Below are 16462 nucleotides of genomic sequence, written 5' to 3'. Positions count from 1 at the left end.
CGCTCCCCCATCGTGAAGCGGATGCGGGTCGCGGGGGGGGGGGGGGGGGGGGCGCCCCCCCGGGGGCCCCCCCCCCCCCCCCAACACATGTGGAGCGCGGCGAATAAAACCGCGCGGCCCCCCCTTCTTTCCGGGGGGGGGGGCGGCGGGGCGGGGGGCGCGCCCCCCCCCCGCGCGGGGCCCCCGCCCTACCGAACATCACTTGGCTAGCGGGCCTAATAGACCGCGTCAGCCCCACCGTCGATCGGTATCACGGCCCCCGTCGTCCACCCACTCTCCGAGCCCAGCAGGTGCGCCGCCAGGGCGGCCACTTCGAGTTCGGTGCCCAGGCGCTTCAGGGGATTCACGGCCGACAGCGCGGCCAGGTCGCCGTCGGGATCCATGCTGGCGGCCAAGCGAGCCTCCACCATGTCCGTACGCACCGGGCCCGGGGCGATGGCGTTGCAGCGGATGCGCCGGGGCGCCCACTCCAGGGCCAGCACCTTCGCCAGCATGTGAACGCCGGCCTTGGCCACGCTGTACGCCGCGCTGTCCGGGATGGCCCGGAGGCCGATGTTGGAGCCCACCAGCACCACGCTGCCCCCAGGTTTCAGCCGCGGGCCCAGGTGGTGGGCCATGAGCCAGGGGCCCCGCAGGTTTGCCGCGATGGCCGCGTCGAAGTCGGCCGCCGGCGTCGATTCCACCGAGCCCAGCAGCAGCCCGCCGGCGTTCAGGAACATCCCGTCCAGCTCCGGACACTCGCGGGCGAAGGCGGCCACGGCCGCGTCGTCGGTGTGATCGAGCACCGCGTGGACCGCGTCGGGAAGCGTCTCCCGCAGCGTGTCCAGGCGTCGGCCCGCCAGGATCAGGTCCGCGCCGCGGTCCCGGAAGAGCCGTGCCGCCGCGCGCCCGATGCCGCTGCCGGCGCCGGTGACGAGGAGGCACCGCCCCTGGAGGGCGCTCACGGCTTCCCCGGCATCCGGAAGGAGCCCGTCCCCGGACGGGGCGGGGTCACCACACCGCCGCTGATGGCCCAGGTCAGGGCCTGGTCGGCGCTGAGGTCCGCCGGCTGCACCTTGGAGGCCTCGATCATCACCACGTAGCCCGAGGTGGGATTGGGAGCGGTAGGGATGTAGACCGCGATCAGGTTCTGCCCTCCCGGGATGGCCCAGGAGCAGTCCCGGCTGGCCACGAAACCGAGGGTGTGGGACCCGGGATGCGGCCACTCCACGATCACCACTTCCTTGAAGCTGCCCCCCTGCCCCGACTGGATGGCGCCCATGAGCTGCCGGGTGGCGCCGTAGACGGTCTTCACCACGGGAAGGGACATCATCAGCTCGTCCATCCAGCCCAGCAGCTGGCGGCCCATGAAGTTGCCCATCAGGGCGCCCACCACCACCAGCAGCAGGATGGTGACCAGGGCGGAAAGCGCGGCCAGCGCCCAGGTGGGCGGGTCCGGCATGTGGGTCAGGTGGGCCACCCAGGTGAGCGGTTCGCGCGAGATGCCCACCAGGGCCGTGAAGATGCCCTTGAGAATCCAGAGCGTCACGACGAGGGGCAGCAAGGTGAAGAGACCTGCGAGAAGGTACTTGCGGATCATTCAGTGTCCTTCGGTGTCCTTGTTTCCAGTCAGGCGGCCGTCCTCGGCCATGATGCTGGGCCCCACCACCTTCCAGAAGCCGTGGAAGTAGGAGATGGCGCTCCAGATGGCGAGGATGACGGCGCCCCAGAGCAGCAGCACGCCCATGCCCCAGAAGAAGCTGTAGGGCCGGTTGAGCTGGATGAAGAGGTGGAAGATGTCCTTGCGGGTCCACTCGTAGAGCCAGTAGTCGAGCCTGGGGCCGAGGATGAGGCAGGAGATGGCCGCCACCTGGAACCCCATCTTCCACTTGCCGATGGTGCCGGCCGGAATGGTCATGCCCTCCTCGCTGGCGATTCCGCGGAGCCCGGTCACGGCGAACTCCCGGGCCAGGATGATGAAGGTCATCCAGGCCGGCGCCAGGTTCAGCTCCACCAGGGAGATCAGGGCCCCGGACACCAGCAGCTTGTCCGCCAGCGGATCCAGCAGCTTGCCGAGGGTGGTCACCTGCTTCCAGCGCCGGGCGAAGTAGCCGTCCAGGGCGTCGGTGATGGAGGCCGCCCAGAACACCAGCACGCCGATGACCTCGTGGTTCGTCACTTTGGTCATGAGCACCACGACCAGGACTGGGACCATGAGGATCCGCGCGAGCGACAGGACGTTGGGCAGGTTCATGGCGGGCGTTCGGCTCCGCATCCAGCCTACCGCCTTTTCCCCTGGGAGCCGCCGCCCAGGCCCGGAAGGCCGTGACATCCGGGGATCCGGGGGCGAGGATATCTCCGGGAGGACACCGCCGCGTGCCAGTCGAACCGCCGGAACCGCTGGCATTCAGGGATTGGCTTCGATCCGAGGCCCTGGCCGCCGGATTCGCCCGGGCGGGGTTCGCCGCCTGCGGCCCCTTCCGGGACGAGGAGGGACATCTCCAGGCTTGGTTCCAGGGAGGCCGCGGCTCCCTGCTCCCCTATCTGGATCCGGCCACGCTGCTGGATCCGCGGGCCCTCTGGCCCCAGGCCCGCACGGCCCTGGTGGGCTTCTTCCCCTACGCCCGGCCCGACGCCATCCCCGGCGCGGCCCCCGGCAGCCTCAGGCTCAGCCGCTACCTCTGGGGCCCCGACTACCACATGATCCTCAAGCCGCGGCTGGCCCGGCTGCTGGAAGCGGCCCAGGCCCGCTGGCCGGGCCTGGAGGGTCGGGTCTGCGTGGACACGGCCCCCCTGCTGGAGCGGCAGCTGGCGGCCCGGGCGGGCCTGGGATGGCAGGGGAAGCACACCCTCCTCATCGCGGAGAAGGACGGCTCCTGGGGCTTCCTGGGGGCGCTGCTGCTCTCCGTGGATCTGCCCCCGGACGAGCCCTTCGGAACCCAGCAGTGCGGCACCTGCACCGCCTGCCTGGAGGCCTGCCCCAGCCAGGCCCTCTCGGCCTTCCGCCTGGATCCCGCCCGCTGCCTCACCACCTACACCATCGAGACCGAGACCGAGCCGCCCCCGGATATCGCCGCCGCCCTGGCTTCGAGCCGCTGGGCGGCGGGCTGCGACGCCTGCCAGGAGGCCTGCCCCTGGAATCGGGCCCCGGTCTGGGGGGATCCGGCCCTCTGGGGCGGCCCCAGCCCCCTTCACACCCGCCCGGCGGAGGATCTTCCCCGGGGCGCGGCCCAGTGGCGGAAACTCACCCGGCGGACCGCCCTGAGGCGCGTCCGGGACCGCCACTGGCGGGCGACCCTGGCCAGAATTCTGAACTCGTGAATTTTCATTGGTAATGCTTGGCTTTTTTTCCTATAAACAAACTTCCGGCCAAAGGTGGCCGCCTTGGTATTGAGGAGGCACCTCGGATGCCCATGAAGCACTGGACGGTCCAGGACGCCGCGACCCTGTACGGCGTGAAGGAGTGGGGGAACGGCTACTTCGGCATCAATGCCAAGGGCCATCTGGAGATCACGCCCACCAAGGACGAGTCCCTCAGTTGCGACGTCTACGAGATCGTCCAGCACCTGAAGAAGAAGGGCATCCGCACCCCCGTGAACCTGCGTTTCCCGCAGGTGCTGGACCACCGCGTGGTGGAGGTCAACGAGGCCTTCCGGCGCGCCATCATCGAGTTCGGCTACGAGGGCGGCTACCAGGGCGTCTACCCGGTGAAGACCAACCAGACCAAGGAAGTGGTCGAGGAGATCATCCGCTCGGGCAACAAGTACCACTACGGGCTCGAGGCCGGCTCCAAGCCCGAGCTGATCATCGCCCTCAGCCAGGACCTGCATCCCGAGGCCCTGGTGCTCTGCAACGGCTACAAGGATGAGTCCTTCATCCGCATGGCCCTGCTGGCCCGCAAGGCCGGGCGCAAGGTGGTCATCACGGTCGAGAAGATGACCGAGCTGCCCCTGATCCTGAAGGTGGCCAAGGAGCTGAAGGTGGAGCCCCTCATCGGGCTGCGCGCCAAGCTCAACGCCCAGGGCTCGGGCAAGTGGGAGACCAGCGCCGGCGATCATGCGAAGTTCGGCCTCACCACCCGCGAGATCCTGGACGCCGTCGAGGTGCTGGAGAAGCGCGACCTGCTGGACAGCGTCATTGAATTGCACTTCCACATCGGCAGCCAGATCACGGACATCCGCAAGATCAAGTCGGCCATGAAGGAGGCCACCCGCATCTACGCCAAGCTGCGGAAGCTGGGCGTGCCCATCCGCTACCTCAACGTGGGCGGCGGTCTCGGCGTGGACTACGACGGCAGCAAGACCACCTTCAGCAGCTCCATGAACTACACCATCGCCGAGTACGCGGCGGATGTCGTGTACACCACCAAGGACATCTGCACCCAGGAGCAGGTGCCCATGCCCGACCTGCTCAGCGAGTCCGGCCGCGCCATCGTCGCCTATCACGAGGTGGTGGTCGTCGACATCATCGGCCTCATCGACACCACCCACACCAAGTACACGGTGACCCTCACCGGCAATGAGCCCCAGATCCTCAAGGAGCTGGCCTATACCCGCGACAACATCTCCGTGAAGAACTTCGCCGAGATGTACCACGACGCCATCACCCAGAAGGACGAGCTGCTCACCCTCTTCAACCTGGGCTACCTGGGCCTGGAGGATCGCAGCAAGGGCGAGACGCTGTTCTGGGAGGTCTGCCGCAAGCTCTCCCGCATCCTCAGCAGCAAGAGCCTGAAGTACGTCCCCGAGGAGTTCCAGGATCTCAACAAGAGCCTGGCGGACAAGCTCATCGCCAACTTCAGCATCTTCCAGACCATGCCGGACCACTGGGCCATCGAGCAGCTCTTCCCGGTGATGCCCATCCACCGGCTCAAGGAGAAGCCCGGGCTGTCGGCCACCCTCTGCGACATCACCTGCGACAGCGACGGGAAGATGGAGAAGTTCATCGACCTGAAGGACGTGCGCGACGAGCTCCCCTTCCACGAGCCCCGCGGCGGCGAGTCCTACTACGTGGCCTTCTTCCTGACCGGGGCCTACCAGGACATCCTGGGCATGCGGCACAACCTCTTCGGCGCCCCCAACGAGGCCCACATCGTGGTGCACGAGGACGACACCTTCAAGGTGCAGCACCTCGTCAAGGGCGACACGGTGGACCACGTGCTCCGCAGCGTCCACTACGATCCCGACGTGCTCGTCCAGGGCCCCCAGACCAAGCGGAGGGCCAGCGCCAAGAGCGACGCCGCCGAGGCCCTGCGAGCCCTGCTCACCGAAGAGCGGAACCTGCACACGTATCTGGAAATATAGCTATCAGCCGTCAGCTATCAGCTGTTAGCCATCGGCTGTCAGTAGGGGATCTTGTCCGTCTTGGCGTCCCAGGCGTGGAAGACGGGCAGGGCCTCCTCGCGGAGCAGCTGGAAGGCGGGCAGGCTGCGCGCCTCGAGGGGGAGGGCCACCTCCCGGTAGAGCCAGTCGTCGTCGAACTGGATGGCGGCCGCATCCGCCCGGCCGTTGGCGAACCACACGCGGTCCAGGCGGGCCCAGTAGATGGCCGCCAGGCACATGGGGCAGGGCTCGCAGCTCGTGTAGATCTCGCAGCCCCGGAGCTCGTGGGTGCCCAGGTGAGCGCAAGCCTGCCGGATGGCCATCACCTCCGCATGGGCAGTGGGATCGTGGCTGGTCGTGACCCGGTTCCAACCCTCCCCCAGGATCTCGCCGCCCCTCACGATCACCGCGCCGAAGGGCCCGCCGTCGCCCGCCTCCATGTGGACGCGGGACAGGTCGATGGCGCGTCGCATGAACCGCAGGGCACTCCCGTCTATCCTCATCGGCTTCCCCAGAGATGGCTCCATTCCATGTTCAACGCGTTCAAAGATCCCAGCGCGGTTCGGGCCGCTGCTTCCAGAGCCAGATGATGTAGTCCACGTTCTTCGCCCCGGCCCCCAGGGCTTTGAGGCGGGCCATGTTCTGGGCGCGGTGGTGCTGGGAGTGCAGGCAGACCTGGGTCAGCGCCTCTCCGACGGAGACCAGGCAGGGCGGATCCGGGAACCAGGGCACCCGCACGACGCGGGCCAGGGAAGCCTCGTCGAGGCCCCGGCCCAGCGCCCGGAAGGCTTCGTGGGCAGAGCGGCACCGGCGCAGCAGGTCCGGGAACGCGCCCACAGGAGGCTCTTCCGAAGGCGGCATCCCGCCTTTGAGGATGTCCAGGAAGGCCTCCTGGACATCCACCTGATGGCTGATCCTGGCCCGCAGTTCGGGATCCTCCGTGAAACTCGATTTGCCCCAGGCATGGAAGAACATCGCATCCGCCCAGGCCTGGTGGCCAAGCAGGTCTTTCAGTAGGCCGGTCATGGGCACCCCCCGGGCACTGGCCGATCATAGCGGAAGCACCCTACTCAAGGTCACCGCTCCGCCCGGACCTCAATCGTCGGAGAATGGAGACCAGACCATCACCATTCCAACGGGAGAGCGACATGGACATCCAGCGCATCGGCATCGTCGGCTGCGGACTCATGGGCTCGGGCATCGCCCAGTGCGCGGCCGAGGCGGGCTGCGAGGTCTGGGTGAAGGAGGTGGACGAGTCCCTGCTGGCCAGGGGCCTGAAGCGGATCCAGGACACCTGGGGCCGCGCCGTGGCCAAGGGAAAGATCACCGAGGACCAGAGCACCACCTTCGCCCGGCGTCTCCACGGCACCCTCACCTTCGCCGCGCTGGCCGGCTGCGACCTGGTGGTGGAGGCTGTGCCGGAGCGCATGGATCTCAAGCTGGAGACCTTTGCCGCGCTGGACAAGGTCTTGGAGCCGAACGCCGTCCTCTGCACCAACACCTCCAGCCTCACGGTCGCCCACCTCAGCCCGGTGCTGTCGCCGGGCCGCCTGCCCAACCTGGCGGGCCTTCACTTCTTCAATCCGGTCCCCGCCATGCCGCTGGTGGAGATCGTCCGCACCCTGGCCACGGACGGCAACACGCTGGCCGCCCTGAAGGGCTTCGTCCAGCGGCTCGGCAAGACCGCCGTGCTGGCGCCGGACGCCCCGGGCTTCGTGGTGAACCGCCTCCTGGTGCCCTACCTGCTGGACGCCATCCGCTGCGCCGAACAGAGACTCGCCACCGTGGACGACATCGACACGGGCATGAGGCTGGGCTGCGGCCATCCCATGGGCCCGCTGCACCTCAGCGATTTCATCGGCCTGGACACCATGCAGAGCGTGGCCGAGGTGCTGTTCGAGGCCTTCGGGGAGCCCCGGTTCAAGGCGCCCTCGGTGCTGCGCCAGCTGGTGGCCGCCGGCCGCCTGGGCCGCAAGTCCGGCGCGGGCTTCTACCGCTGGGAGGGCGAGAAGCGCATGGAAGCGCTCCCGCTCTGAGCCACCTGGGGTACCCTGGCCCGGATGCTGGATCTCCTGCTCATCCCCGCCGCCATCCTGCTGGGCTTCGCCCTGCGCGCCGTCCAGCGGGGGGACCATCGGCTCCATGGGCACCTCATGGCCGCCACCGTGACCGTGGTGCTGCTCCGGGTGGTCCTGCACCCCCGGGCCCTGGCCCTCCGCCACATCCTCATGTGGCTGGCCCTGCTGACTGTGGCCGGGACCACCCTGCTCCTGGGCCGGGCGGCCCTCGCTTGGCGCGAAGGCCGCAGCACCCGGGCCACCATCCCGCGGATCCACCGCGCGGCCGGGGCCCTCACCCTGATCCTCGCGCTCCTCACGCTGGCGGCCTGGTTCCTCCGGAACCGCTAGGGAACCGGCCTCACCAGCCCTCACCAGCTCTTATCAGGGATCACCAGCGGTCCCGGACGGTCTTGCCCGCCTGGGCGTGCCGCAGGGCCTTGAGACCGATGTCGCGGCGAACCTGCATGCCGGGCCAGTGGACCTGCGGCAGGGCCGCCTCGATGGCAGCGCGGGCCGCGGCCAGATCCGGCGCGGACGTGGCCAGGTTCAGGACGCGCCCCCCGTGGGTGAGCCACTGCCCGGCCTCCTTGCGCGTGCCGGCGTGGATCACCGTGACGCCGGGCGCCCCGAGAGAGATGGGCACCCCCTTCTTGGCGCTCTCCGGATAGCCCTCCGCCGCCAGCACCACGGTGATGGCGGTATGGGCCTTCAGTTTCAGATCGCGGGAGGCCAGCCGCCCCTCGGCCACCTCCAGCAGCAGGGTCGCCAGGTCCTCGTCCAGCAGCTGCATGAGCACCTGGGTCTCCGGGTCGCCGAACCGGACGTTGTATTCCAGCAGCCTGGGACCCGCCGCCGTCCACATGACACCCAGGAACAGTACGCCCCGCCCCGAGAGGCCATCCTTCTGGAGGCCGCGCACCGTGGGCTCCACCAGCTCGACCCGCATCCGCTCGACATCCTCGGACCGCAGGAAGGGGATGGGCCCGAAGGCGCCCATGCCGCCGGTGTTGGGACCATGGTCGCCTTCGAAGATGCGCTTGTGGTCCTGGCAGGCGGGCAGCATGGCGTAGGCCGCGTGGCTGGCATCCACGTCCACCAGCACGTGCAGGGAGAGCTCCATGCCATGCAGGGGTTCTTCGAAGACCACGGTGCGGCTGGCATCCCCGAACTGGCCCTCCAGGAAGGCCCGGAAGGTCTCGAGCGCCTCGGCCTCGCTCTGGGCCAGCACCACACCCTTTCCCGCCGCTAGGCCGTCGGCCTTGAGGACGATGGGATAGCCGTAGGACCAGCCCCGGATCAGGGCGACGCCCTCGGCGAGGTCGGTCAGGGTCTCGCTCGCGGCGCAGGGAATGCCATGGCGCTGCATGAAGGCCTTGGCGAAGGCCTTGCTGCCCTCCAGGCGGGCCGTGGCGGCGTCGTGGCCGAATACGGGGATGCCCAGGGACCGCACCAGATCGGCCACCCCGGCCACCAGGGGCAGCTCGGGACCGACCACCACCAGGTCTGGCCGGTTCGCGGAACACCAGGCCGCCACGGCGGCCGGCGAGGCCAGATCAAGTGCGACGCAGGTCCCCAATTCCGCCAGCGCATCGCTGCCCGGAGCGGAGACCAGTTCCACCGGGGTGGCCGAAGCCTTGAGCTTCAGCGCCAGCGCGTGTTCCCGTCCGCCCGAGCCGAGGATCAGGATTTTCATGGGTGCCTCCGAACCCCAAGTATCGCCCGGAGCAGGGCCGGGCCCACCCCCGGAAAGAAGCCCCTCACCCCCATCCCGGTCCGTTCGTCCCAGATCCGTGGTCTGGGCTGAGACGGCCGCTCATGTTTGGCGGCGTTCACCCCGCCCGTCGGACACCGTTCGGGCTCCCTTCCATCCCTCGCCGGGGATCCGTCCCCGACCGCCTTTCTTCCGGAGGCATCATGAACCGCATGTCCGCATCCCTCGTGGTGGCCGCGGCGGCCCTCGTCGGCCTGACGCTCCAGGCCGAGGACTTCCGCCCGCTGATGAAGACCACCCAGGCCACCTGGCCCGCCAAGCAGCACATCGGCGTGATCTGCGACTACCCGGCCAGCCAGGACGCCGTGCTGGCCCTGGCCCGGGCGGCTGGCGAAGGCGCCTTCATCACCGTGGTGGACGCCCGCAGCTGGGACAAGGCCGTCCCCGCCGCCCATCTCATTGCCAACCATCATGCGGACTACCTGGTGCTGCTGCCCGGGGACCGGATGTTCCGGGATGGTTCCATCGGCGCCACCCAGGCCATCTCCCAGCTCGGGAGGCGGGGCGTGCCGGCCATCGCCACCACCCCCGTGGCCCTGAGGCAGGGGGCGGTCTTCAGTGTGGGTGATGCCACCAACGGCGACCTGCTGGTGACGGACCGCCTCATCGGGACCGTGGACGTGATCCTGCCCAGCCGCGCCATGACCGAAAAGGGCGCGCTGGTGCTCCGCGAGGCGGGCATGGCCACCGTCGCGGTCCTCACTCCCGAGTGACCGGCCCCCGCTTGCAGGAAGGCCCGGCCCGGCGCCGGGCCTTCCTGCGTCAGAGCCACTCGCCGAACTGGTCCCGGTAGGTCCGGCTGAGGGTCAGACGGGTGCCGTCGCGCATGATCACCAGGTGGTCTCCCCCGCTCCAGGGCTGGAATTCCCGGATGCAGTCGAGGTTCACGATGGCGGAGCGGTGGATCCGCCGGAACCGGGCGGGATCAAGCCTCGTGAGAAGCCCGGCCATGGTCTGCCGGATCAGGTGCGAGGTGCCCTCGACGTGAAGGCGGACGTAGTTGTCCTCCGCCTCGATCCACTGGACGGCGTCCGTCCTCACCAGAAGATGGCGGTCCCCCTGCCGGACCAGGAGGCGATCCGCCCACGGCCGGTCCCGGCGCAGGCCGGCCATGAGGGCTTCCAGATCCTGCCCCTTCTCGCGGGCGGACGACCGGCACCAGCGCCGCGCGCGCTCCAGGGCGTGGTGGAACCGCTCCGGCGAAAAGGGTTTCAGCAGGTAGTCCACCGCATGGACCTCGAAGGCCCGGAGGGCGTGCTGATCGTAGGCCGTGATGAAGAGGGTGGGCGGCATGCGATCCGCGCCCATGGCCTCCACCACGCCGAAGCCATCCAGCTCGGGCATCTGGATATCCATGAACACCAGGTCCGGAGCCAGCTCCTCGATGGCCTTCACCGCCTCCAGGCCGTTGACGCACTCCCCGACCACTTCGATGTCCGTGGACCGGCGGAGCAGGTGGCGGATGCGCTGCCGGGCCAGCGTCTCGTCATCCACCACCAGGGCCCGGAGGTTCACGACACGCCCCCGGCGGCATCCCCGAGGGGCAACCGGAGCGCCACCAGGGTGCCGCGGTCAGGCACACCGAGGATGTCCAGGTGATAGAGCCCTTTGTAGATCAAGCCCAGGCGGGCTCGGACGTTGCCCAGACCCACCCCTTCCCGGCCCGGTCGGTAGCCCGCGCCATCGTCCCGGACTTCCAGTACGAGGCATTCCGAATCCCGCGAGGCCCGCAACCCGAGCGTGCCGCCCTGCTGCCGGTCGGAAAGACCGTGCTTGAGGGCGTTCTCCACCAGGGGCTGGAGGATGAAGCTGGGCACTCGCAGGTTCTGCACCGTGGAAGGGGCATCCACCTCGACCCGCAGGCGACCCTGGAAACGGACCTGCTCGATGGAGAGATAGGCCTGGATGAAGGCCAGTTCCTTCCACAGCGGCACCATCTGGTCCGGCGGTGCCTCCAGGGTCATCCGGAGGAAGTCCCCCAAGCGGCTGATCATGTCGTCCGCCCCATCGGGGTTCGTATGGACCAGGGCGGAGATGGAGTTGAGCGTGTTGAAGAGGAAGTGGGGCTGGAGCTGCATGCACAGGGCCTGGTTCCGGGCCTCGGCGAACCGGGCCTCCAGTTTGGCCGCCTCGATCTCGCGGATCTGGTACTTCCGGTAGATCCGCAACCCGTGGAAAGCCGCCACCACCGCCCACATGAACAGCAGGTTGGTGTGGAAGTAGGCCCGGTAGAACCGGGGCAGCCCCTTCCTGACCGCCGCCAGATCCAGGTGCCTCCCCCCTCCTTCCATGGCCAGGGAGATCAGGTACGCCAGGAACAGCCCCAGGGTGGCCGCCAGGACGCTGGCCAGCAGGTGCAGACCCCAGGTGCGCCACTGGCTCCACGCGAAGGATTCGATGGGCTTCCGATCCGCCAGCCGGATGAGGAGGAGGCCCAGCAGGCCCCAGGTCCCGTTCTGGAGGAGGTTCATCCCCAGCAGCCGCAAGACCGGCGCGGCCGGATACATGGCCATATCCCAGGTGGCCATGTAGAGGCCCATCAGGCCCCAGATGCTCCAGTACCAGCGCCACTTGCCGAGCGTGGGTTCCATGGTTCAAGACTAGGAACGCGAAGCTGTCTCCGCCAGGAAAGGTGGGGCGAACCGAGGCATATCAGGGGCGAGCCCGGTCCGTGGCTCCCGCTCGGCCAAGAATTCGTGCCGGAATTCTCCATTGGGAGTAGCATGTGCGCGCCGGGAGGTCCCCATGGCCACGATCACCCTGAACGGCACCCCCACCCATACCTGCGGCGAGCTGCCCGCAATCGGTTCCCCCACCCCTGCGTTCGCCCTCACCCGCACGGACCTGCGTGACACCACGAGTGTGGATCTGGAGGGGAAGCGCGTCCTGCTGAGCATCTTCCCCAGCCTGGACACGCCGACCTGCGCGGAGAGCGTCCGCAAGTTCAATGCCCTGACGCAGGATCTGAGCGACACGGTGCTGCTGTGCGTCTCCATGGACCTGCCCTTCGCGCAGGACCTCTTCTGCGGCTCCCGGGGGCTGGAACGGGCGCACCCGATGTCCGCCTTCCGCCACCCCGAGTTCGGGGCGCAGTTCGGGGTCACCCTCATCGACGGGCCCATGCGCGGCCTCCTGGCCCGGGCCGTGGTGGCGCTGGACGAGAACGGCACGATCATCCACACCGAGCTTGTTCCGGAGCTCACGAAGGAACCCGACTACGACCTGGCCGTCCACGCCATCCGGAGCCACCACCATCCGTGCCCCGAGGATGCGCTGGAGACTTCGGAATAGGCGCAGCGGCGACCGGAAAAGACATCCACGAAGGGCACGAATGCGCCCCGCGGGCGCAGGAAGGGCACGAAGCAAGGCCGGTCGGCCGTTCTTCATGCCCTTCCGTCTGCCTTCGCGCCCTTCGTCGAGTCCTTGCCGGATCAGGCCCTGGCCATCAGCCGCGCCCGGGTGTAAGGGATCAGACCGCCGGCGTCCATGATGCCCTTGCGGGCGGCGGGGAGCTTCACCTGGTCGTAGGCCTTGCCGGTGGTCTTGTTGAGCACCTGGTCCGCCGTGATCTCCAGCTCGTCGCCCTCCGAAGCCTCGATGTCCGGGCAGATCACCACCTGGAGGCCCAGGTTGATGCTGTTCTGGAGGAAGATCCGGGCGATGCTGCGGGCGACCACGGCCACCTCGTGGCCTTTCAGTGTCGAGCAGGCCTGCTCGCGGCTGGAGCCGCAGCCGAAGTTCTCGCCGCCCACGATGATGGAGCCCGGCGCGAAGGCCTTGGCCTTGAGCTGCGCGTTGAACTCCGTGCGGTCGAAGAAGGCGAACTGGGGGGTTTCCGTGGGCAGCACCGTGGCCATGAAGCGGCCCGGGTAGATGTCGTCGGTGCTGATGTCGTTGCCGAGCGCGATGATGACCTTGGACATGGATCAGCCCTTTCTCGGATCGGTGATGACGCCGGTGATGGCGGAGGCCGCGGCCACGGCCGGGCTGCAGAGGTAGACCTCGCCCGTGGGATTGCCCATGCGGCCCTTGAAGTTCCGGTTGGTGGTGCTGAGGGCCACCTCGTGGTCGCCCAGGGCGCCCTCGTGCACGCCCAGGCAGGGTCCGCAGCCGGAGTTCATCACCACCGCGCCGGCCTTCATGAGGTCGTGGACGATGCCCTTGTCCAGGGCCTTCGCGAAGATCTTGCTGGAGGCGGGGAACACCAGCATGCGGGTGCCTTCGGCCACCTTCTTGCCGCGCAGGATGGCGGCGGCGGCCTCCAGGTCGTCCAGGCGGCCGTTGGTGCAGCTGCCGATGACGATCTGCTGGACCTTGGTGCCCGCGACCTGATCCACGGGCTTCACATGGTCCACCATGTGGGGGCAGGCGATCTGCGGGGCCAGGGCGGACACATCGATCTCCACGACCTGGCAGTAGACGGCATCCGCATCCGGCGTCGTGCAGGGGATGGCCTCGGTGACGCCCGCCTCCTCCCGCAGGTAGCGCACGGTCTCCTCGTCGCCGGGCACGATGCCGGATGTGGCGCCCGCTTCCACGCTCATGTTGCAGATGGCGATGCGCCCGCTGGTGCTCATCTTCCGGATGGTCTCGCCGTGGAACTCCAGCACCTTGTAGTTGGCACCTTGCGCGGTGAGCTTCCCGATGAGATGGAGGATCAGGTCCTTGGGCCCCACCATGGGTGGGAACTCGCCCTTCACCACCACCTTGATGGTGGCCGGCACCTCGATGTTGACGGCGATGCCCAGACTCCACACGGAGGCCATCTCCGTGGCGCCGATGCCGAAGCTGAAGGCGCCCAGGGCCCCGTGGCTGGTGGTGTGGGAATCGGTGCCCACCACCACGAACCCGGGACGGACGTAGCCGTACTCAGGCAGGATCTGGTGGCAGATGCCGCCCACGTCGCCGCGCACGTCGTGGAACTTGGTGATGCCGTGGGCCGCCACGAACTCGCGGATCTTCTTCTGGTTCGTCGCAGTCTTGGGGGACTCCGCCGGCACACGGTGGTCGAAGATGATGGCGATCCGCGAGGGATCCCACACCTTCGGCGCCAGGCCCGTGCCCTCGAACACCTCCCTGTGCTGGTTGATCACCAGCGCGGCGTTCTCGTGGGACATGGCGAGGTCCACCTTCGGTTCGGCCACATCTCCCACCTTCACCGTGGCCTGGCCCGCCGCGCGGGCCAGGATCTTCTCGACAACGGTCATGCCCATGGGAACCTCCTCAGATCACACCCTTGGTTTTCAGTTCGACCAGCTCGGATTCGCCCAGCCCCAGCGCGCCGTAGACTTCGGCGTTGTGCTCGCCCAGCGCCGGGGGCGGCGTATCCACGGAACCCGGCGTCTTCTCGAAGAGCGCCGTGAGGCCGAAGACCTCGATCTCCCCCACGCCCTGGACCTGCACCTTCTTCAGCACATCCCGGTGCTTCACCTGCGGCTGCCGCAGCGCCGCTTCCAGCCCCAGGATCTCGCCGCTGGGCACATCCTTGGCGTTCAGGGCCTCCACCCAGTGGGCGGTGGGCCGGGTGGCCAGGGGGGCCTCCAGCAGGGGCGTGAGCTCCCTCCGATTCCGCTTTCGGATGTCCCGCTCCTGGAACCGGGGATCCGTCTTCAGCTCGGGGACCTCCAGCACGTCACAGACCGCCTCCCACTGCTCCTGCTTGTTGGCGGCGATGTTGATGTGGCCGTCCTGGGTGCGGAAGGTTCCGCTGGGCGCGGCGGTGAAGTTGTCGTTGCCCATGAGCACCGGCTGCTCGCCGCCGATGAGGAGGTTCGCCGCCACCCAGCCCATGAGGGGCATGATGCTGTCCAGCAGGGCGATGTCGATGGCCTGCCCCTGCCCCGTGCGCTCCCGGTGGAAGAGGGCCGCCATGACGGCGAAGGCGGCGTTCAGGCCGCCCACGGTGTCGCAGACGGGAAAGCCGGTGCGCAGCGGGCTCAGCCGCTCGTCGCCATTGACGGCCATCTCGCCCGAGAGGCCCTGGATGATCTGGTCGTAGGCGGGCTTGAAGGCATCGGGTCCGGTCTGGCCGAAGCCGGAGATGGCGCAGTAGATCAGGCGCGGATTGATCTCGGCGAGCGCCTTGTAGCCGAGGCCCAGCCGGTCCATCACGCCGGGCCGGAAGTTCTCCACCACCACGTCCGCGTCCTTCACCAGCTTCCGGAACAGCTCCTTGCCCTCGGGGGCCTTGGTGTTCAGGGAGATGGACTTCTTGTTGCAGTTCTGGGCCAGGAAGCTCGTGCCCATGAGCTTCTTGTTCAGGTCTGGGACGATGCCCAGCTTGCGGGCGAGGTCGCCATCCTTGGGGTTCTCCACCTTGATGACCTCGGCGCCGAGCAGGGCCATGTGGAGCGTGGTGAAGGGCCCGGACAGCACGTTGGTGAGGTCCAGGACCTTGATGCCTTCGAGGATCTTCCTGCTCATGCCGTCACCTTCGCTGCGATGGGACCGGTCTTGTAGACACAGCCGGGGAGCTCGCGGCCGAAGTGCGTGGCCACATCCCGGGTGACGCCGATGAGCGTCGCCAGATTGATATCCAACCGCTGTCCAGTCCGCTGGAGGCCATGGACCAGATCCTCCGTGGCCACATTGCCGGCCGCCACCTTGGTGAAGGGGCAGCCGCCGAGGCCACCGAAGCTGGTCTCGATGGCCTTGGCTCCAGCTTCCATGGCCGCGTAGACGCTGGCCATGCCCAGTCCGTAGGTGTTGTGGATGTGGGCCGTGACCTCCGCGGCCGGGTCGAGCTCCAGTACCTTCTGCACGTAGCGCCGCACCTGATCCGGGTGCGAGTGCCCCGCCGTGTCCGCGAGGCTGATGGCGGTCAGCCCGGCCTCCAGGTAGGCGGAGACCAGATCCAATACGCGGGCCTCGGGAATCGGGCCCTCGAAGCCGCAGCCGAAGGCGCTCTGCACGCTCACCTGCACCTTCCGGCCGGCGCGCTTCGCCTCCAGGGCCGTGGCGATGATGCGCGCCTGGGCTTCCTCGCTGCCCATGCCGGTGTTCTTGCGGCTGTGGGTCTCCGAGGCGGAAACGCCCAGGCAGATGAGCGGCACGCCCACGTCGAGTGCCCGCTCCAATCCCTTCTCGTTGAGCACCAGGCCGGACAGCGTGGCCCGATGGGATTCCTGCGCGAGGATGCGGAACAGGTCATCGGTGTCAGCCATCTGGGGCACCTTGTCGCCCCGCACGAAGGAGCCCACCTGGACGATGTCCACGCCCGAATCCGCCACGCGGCGGATCCAGTCGAGCTTGACCTCCGTCGGCACCACCGCCGCTTCGACCTGGAGGCCGTCGCGGGGGCCGACTTCATGGATGAGGATGCGGTCCATGGC

18 protein-coding genes are annotated in these 16462 nt (G+C 68.4%); 6 read left to right on the top strand and 12 right to left on the bottom strand.

Annotated elements, in window-relative coordinates; translation table 11 throughout:
- Window positions 1-215 precede the first annotated feature (215 nt).
- Genes MLG87_RS00925 through pgsA form a run of 3 tightly spaced genes read right to left on the bottom strand, consistent with a single transcriptional unit; the run spans window position 216 to window position 2233 of the window.
- On the bottom strand, window positions 216-944 hold the full coding sequence (locus MLG87_RS00925) for an SDR family NAD(P)-dependent oxidoreductase (RefSeq protein WP_243293353.1): 729 nt from the start codon (window positions 942-944) through the stop codon (window positions 216-218).
- Window positions 941-1579 carry a DUF502 domain-containing protein gene (locus MLG87_RS00920; RefSeq protein WP_243293352.1) on the bottom strand — a complete coding sequence of 213 codons (639 nt, stop codon included), beginning with the start codon at window positions 1577-1579 and terminating at the stop codon, window positions 941-943. The genes MLG87_RS00925 and MLG87_RS00920 overlap by 4 nt, the downstream gene beginning before the upstream one ends.
- The gene (gene pgsA, locus MLG87_RS00915) at window positions 1580-2233 is read right to left on the bottom strand and encodes a CDP-diacylglycerol--glycerol-3-phosphate 3-phosphatidyltransferase (RefSeq protein ID WP_243293351.1); all 654 of its coding nucleotides are present in this window, start codon (window positions 2231-2233) and stop codon (window positions 1580-1582) included.
- Window positions 2234-2355: 122 nt separating this feature from the next.
- Here pgsA and queG point away from each other — a divergent pair, with 122 nt between their 5' ends.
- Entirely contained in the window at window positions 2356-3300 is a 945-nt protein-coding gene (queG, locus tag MLG87_RS00910; protein ID WP_243293350.1) for a tRNA epoxyqueuosine(34) reductase QueG, read from the top strand.
- 92 nt (window positions 3301-3392) lie between these two features.
- Window positions 3393-5282, top strand: coding sequence for a biosynthetic arginine decarboxylase (gene speA / locus MLG87_RS00905; protein WP_243293349.1), 1890 nt, complete (start codon window positions 3393-3395; stop codon window positions 5280-5282).
- Window positions 5283-5320: 38 nt separating this feature from the next.
- Here speA and MLG87_RS00900 read toward each other — a convergent pair whose 3' ends face one another.
- Window positions 5321-5773 carry a nucleoside deaminase gene (locus tag MLG87_RS00900; protein ID WP_243293348.1) on the bottom strand — a complete coding sequence of 151 codons (453 nt, stop codon included), beginning with the start codon at window positions 5771-5773 and terminating at the stop codon, window positions 5321-5323.
- A 70-nt stretch (window positions 5774-5843) separates the two neighbouring features.
- Window positions 5844-6326, bottom strand: a complete 483-nt coding sequence (locus MLG87_RS00895) for a DinB family protein (protein WP_243293347.1) — start codon at window positions 6324-6326, stop codon at window positions 5844-5846.
- 122 nt (window positions 6327-6448) lie between these two features.
- Between MLG87_RS00895 and MLG87_RS00890 the strand changes: the two genes are divergently transcribed.
- Window positions 6449-7336: a 3-hydroxyacyl-CoA dehydrogenase family protein gene (locus tag MLG87_RS00890; protein ID WP_243293346.1), complete on the top strand. Its 888-nt coding sequence runs from the start codon at window positions 6449-6451 to the stop codon at window positions 7334-7336.
- 24 nt (window positions 7337-7360) lie between these two features.
- Entirely contained in the window at window positions 7361-7708 is a 348-nt protein-coding gene (locus MLG87_RS00885; protein ID WP_243293345.1) for a hypothetical protein, read from the top strand.
- A 40-nt stretch (window positions 7709-7748) separates the two neighbouring features.
- Here MLG87_RS00885 and purD read toward each other — a convergent pair whose 3' ends face one another.
- Window positions 7749-9053 carry a phosphoribosylamine--glycine ligase gene (gene purD / locus MLG87_RS00880; RefSeq protein WP_243293344.1) on the bottom strand — a complete coding sequence of 435 codons (1305 nt, stop codon included), beginning with the start codon at window positions 9051-9053 and terminating at the stop codon, window positions 7749-7751.
- 221 nt (window positions 9054-9274) lie between these two features.
- Between purD and MLG87_RS00875 the strand changes: the two genes are divergently transcribed.
- Entirely contained in the window at window positions 9275-9844 is a 570-nt protein-coding gene (locus tag MLG87_RS00875) for a hypothetical protein (protein ID WP_243293343.1), read from the top strand.
- 49 nt (window positions 9845-9893) lie between these two features.
- Here the strand turns inward: MLG87_RS00875 and MLG87_RS15995 are convergent, their stop codons facing one another.
- Together MLG87_RS15995 and MLG87_RS00860 are read right to left on the bottom strand one after the other, a co-directional pair.
- Window positions 9894-10646: a LytR/AlgR family response regulator transcription factor gene (locus MLG87_RS15995; protein ID WP_341848565.1), complete on the bottom strand. Its 753-nt coding sequence runs from the start codon at window positions 10644-10646 to the stop codon at window positions 9894-9896.
- The gene (locus tag MLG87_RS00860; protein ID WP_243293342.1) at window positions 10643-11722 is read right to left on the bottom strand and encodes a sensor histidine kinase; all 1080 of its coding nucleotides are present in this window, start codon (window positions 11720-11722) and stop codon (window positions 10643-10645) included. Before MLG87_RS00860 ends, MLG87_RS15995 begins: the two co-directional genes overlap by 4 nt.
- Window positions 11723-11876: 154 nt before the next feature.
- Here MLG87_RS00860 and tpx point away from each other — a divergent pair, with 154 nt between their 5' ends.
- Window positions 11877-12422, top strand: a complete 546-nt coding sequence (tpx, locus tag MLG87_RS00855; protein ID WP_243293341.1) for a thiol peroxidase — start codon at window positions 11877-11879, stop codon at window positions 12420-12422.
- 140 nt (window positions 12423-12562) lie between these two features.
- Here tpx and MLG87_RS00850 read toward each other — a convergent pair whose 3' ends face one another.
- From MLG87_RS00850 to MLG87_RS00835, 4 genes are read right to left on the bottom strand one after another with little or no spacing between them, the layout of a single operon-like run.
- On the bottom strand, window positions 12563-13054 hold the full coding sequence (locus MLG87_RS00850; protein ID WP_243293340.1) for a 3-isopropylmalate dehydratase small subunit: 492 nt from the start codon (window positions 13052-13054) through the stop codon (window positions 12563-12565).
- Between the two features lie 3 nt (window positions 13055-13057).
- Complete coding sequence (locus MLG87_RS00845) at window positions 13058-14344, bottom strand: 3-isopropylmalate dehydratase large subunit (RefSeq protein WP_243293339.1); 1287 nt, start codon at window positions 14342-14344, stop codon at window positions 13058-13060.
- 10 nt (window positions 14345-14354) lie between these two features.
- Window positions 14355-15554 carry a CaiB/BaiF CoA transferase family protein gene (locus tag MLG87_RS00840; RefSeq protein WP_243293338.1) on the bottom strand — a complete coding sequence of 400 codons (1200 nt, stop codon included), beginning with the start codon at window positions 15552-15554 and terminating at the stop codon, window positions 14355-14357.
- Window positions 15551-16459 (bottom strand): hydroxymethylglutaryl-CoA lyase, encoded by a 909-nt coding sequence (locus MLG87_RS00835; RefSeq protein ID WP_243293337.1) that lies wholly within the window; start codon window positions 16457-16459, stop codon window positions 15551-15553. The genes MLG87_RS00840 and MLG87_RS00835 overlap by 4 nt, the downstream gene beginning before the upstream one ends.
- Window positions 16460-16462 lie beyond the last annotated feature (3 nt).

Source organism: Geothrix mesophila (genome assembly GCF_022808835.1).
Classification (GTDB): Bacteria; Acidobacteriota; Holophagae; order Holophagales; family Holophagaceae; genus Geothrix; species Geothrix paludis.
The sequence above is the reverse complement of the archived record's forward strand: the minus strand, read 5'-3'. Positions and strand labels throughout refer to the sequence as shown.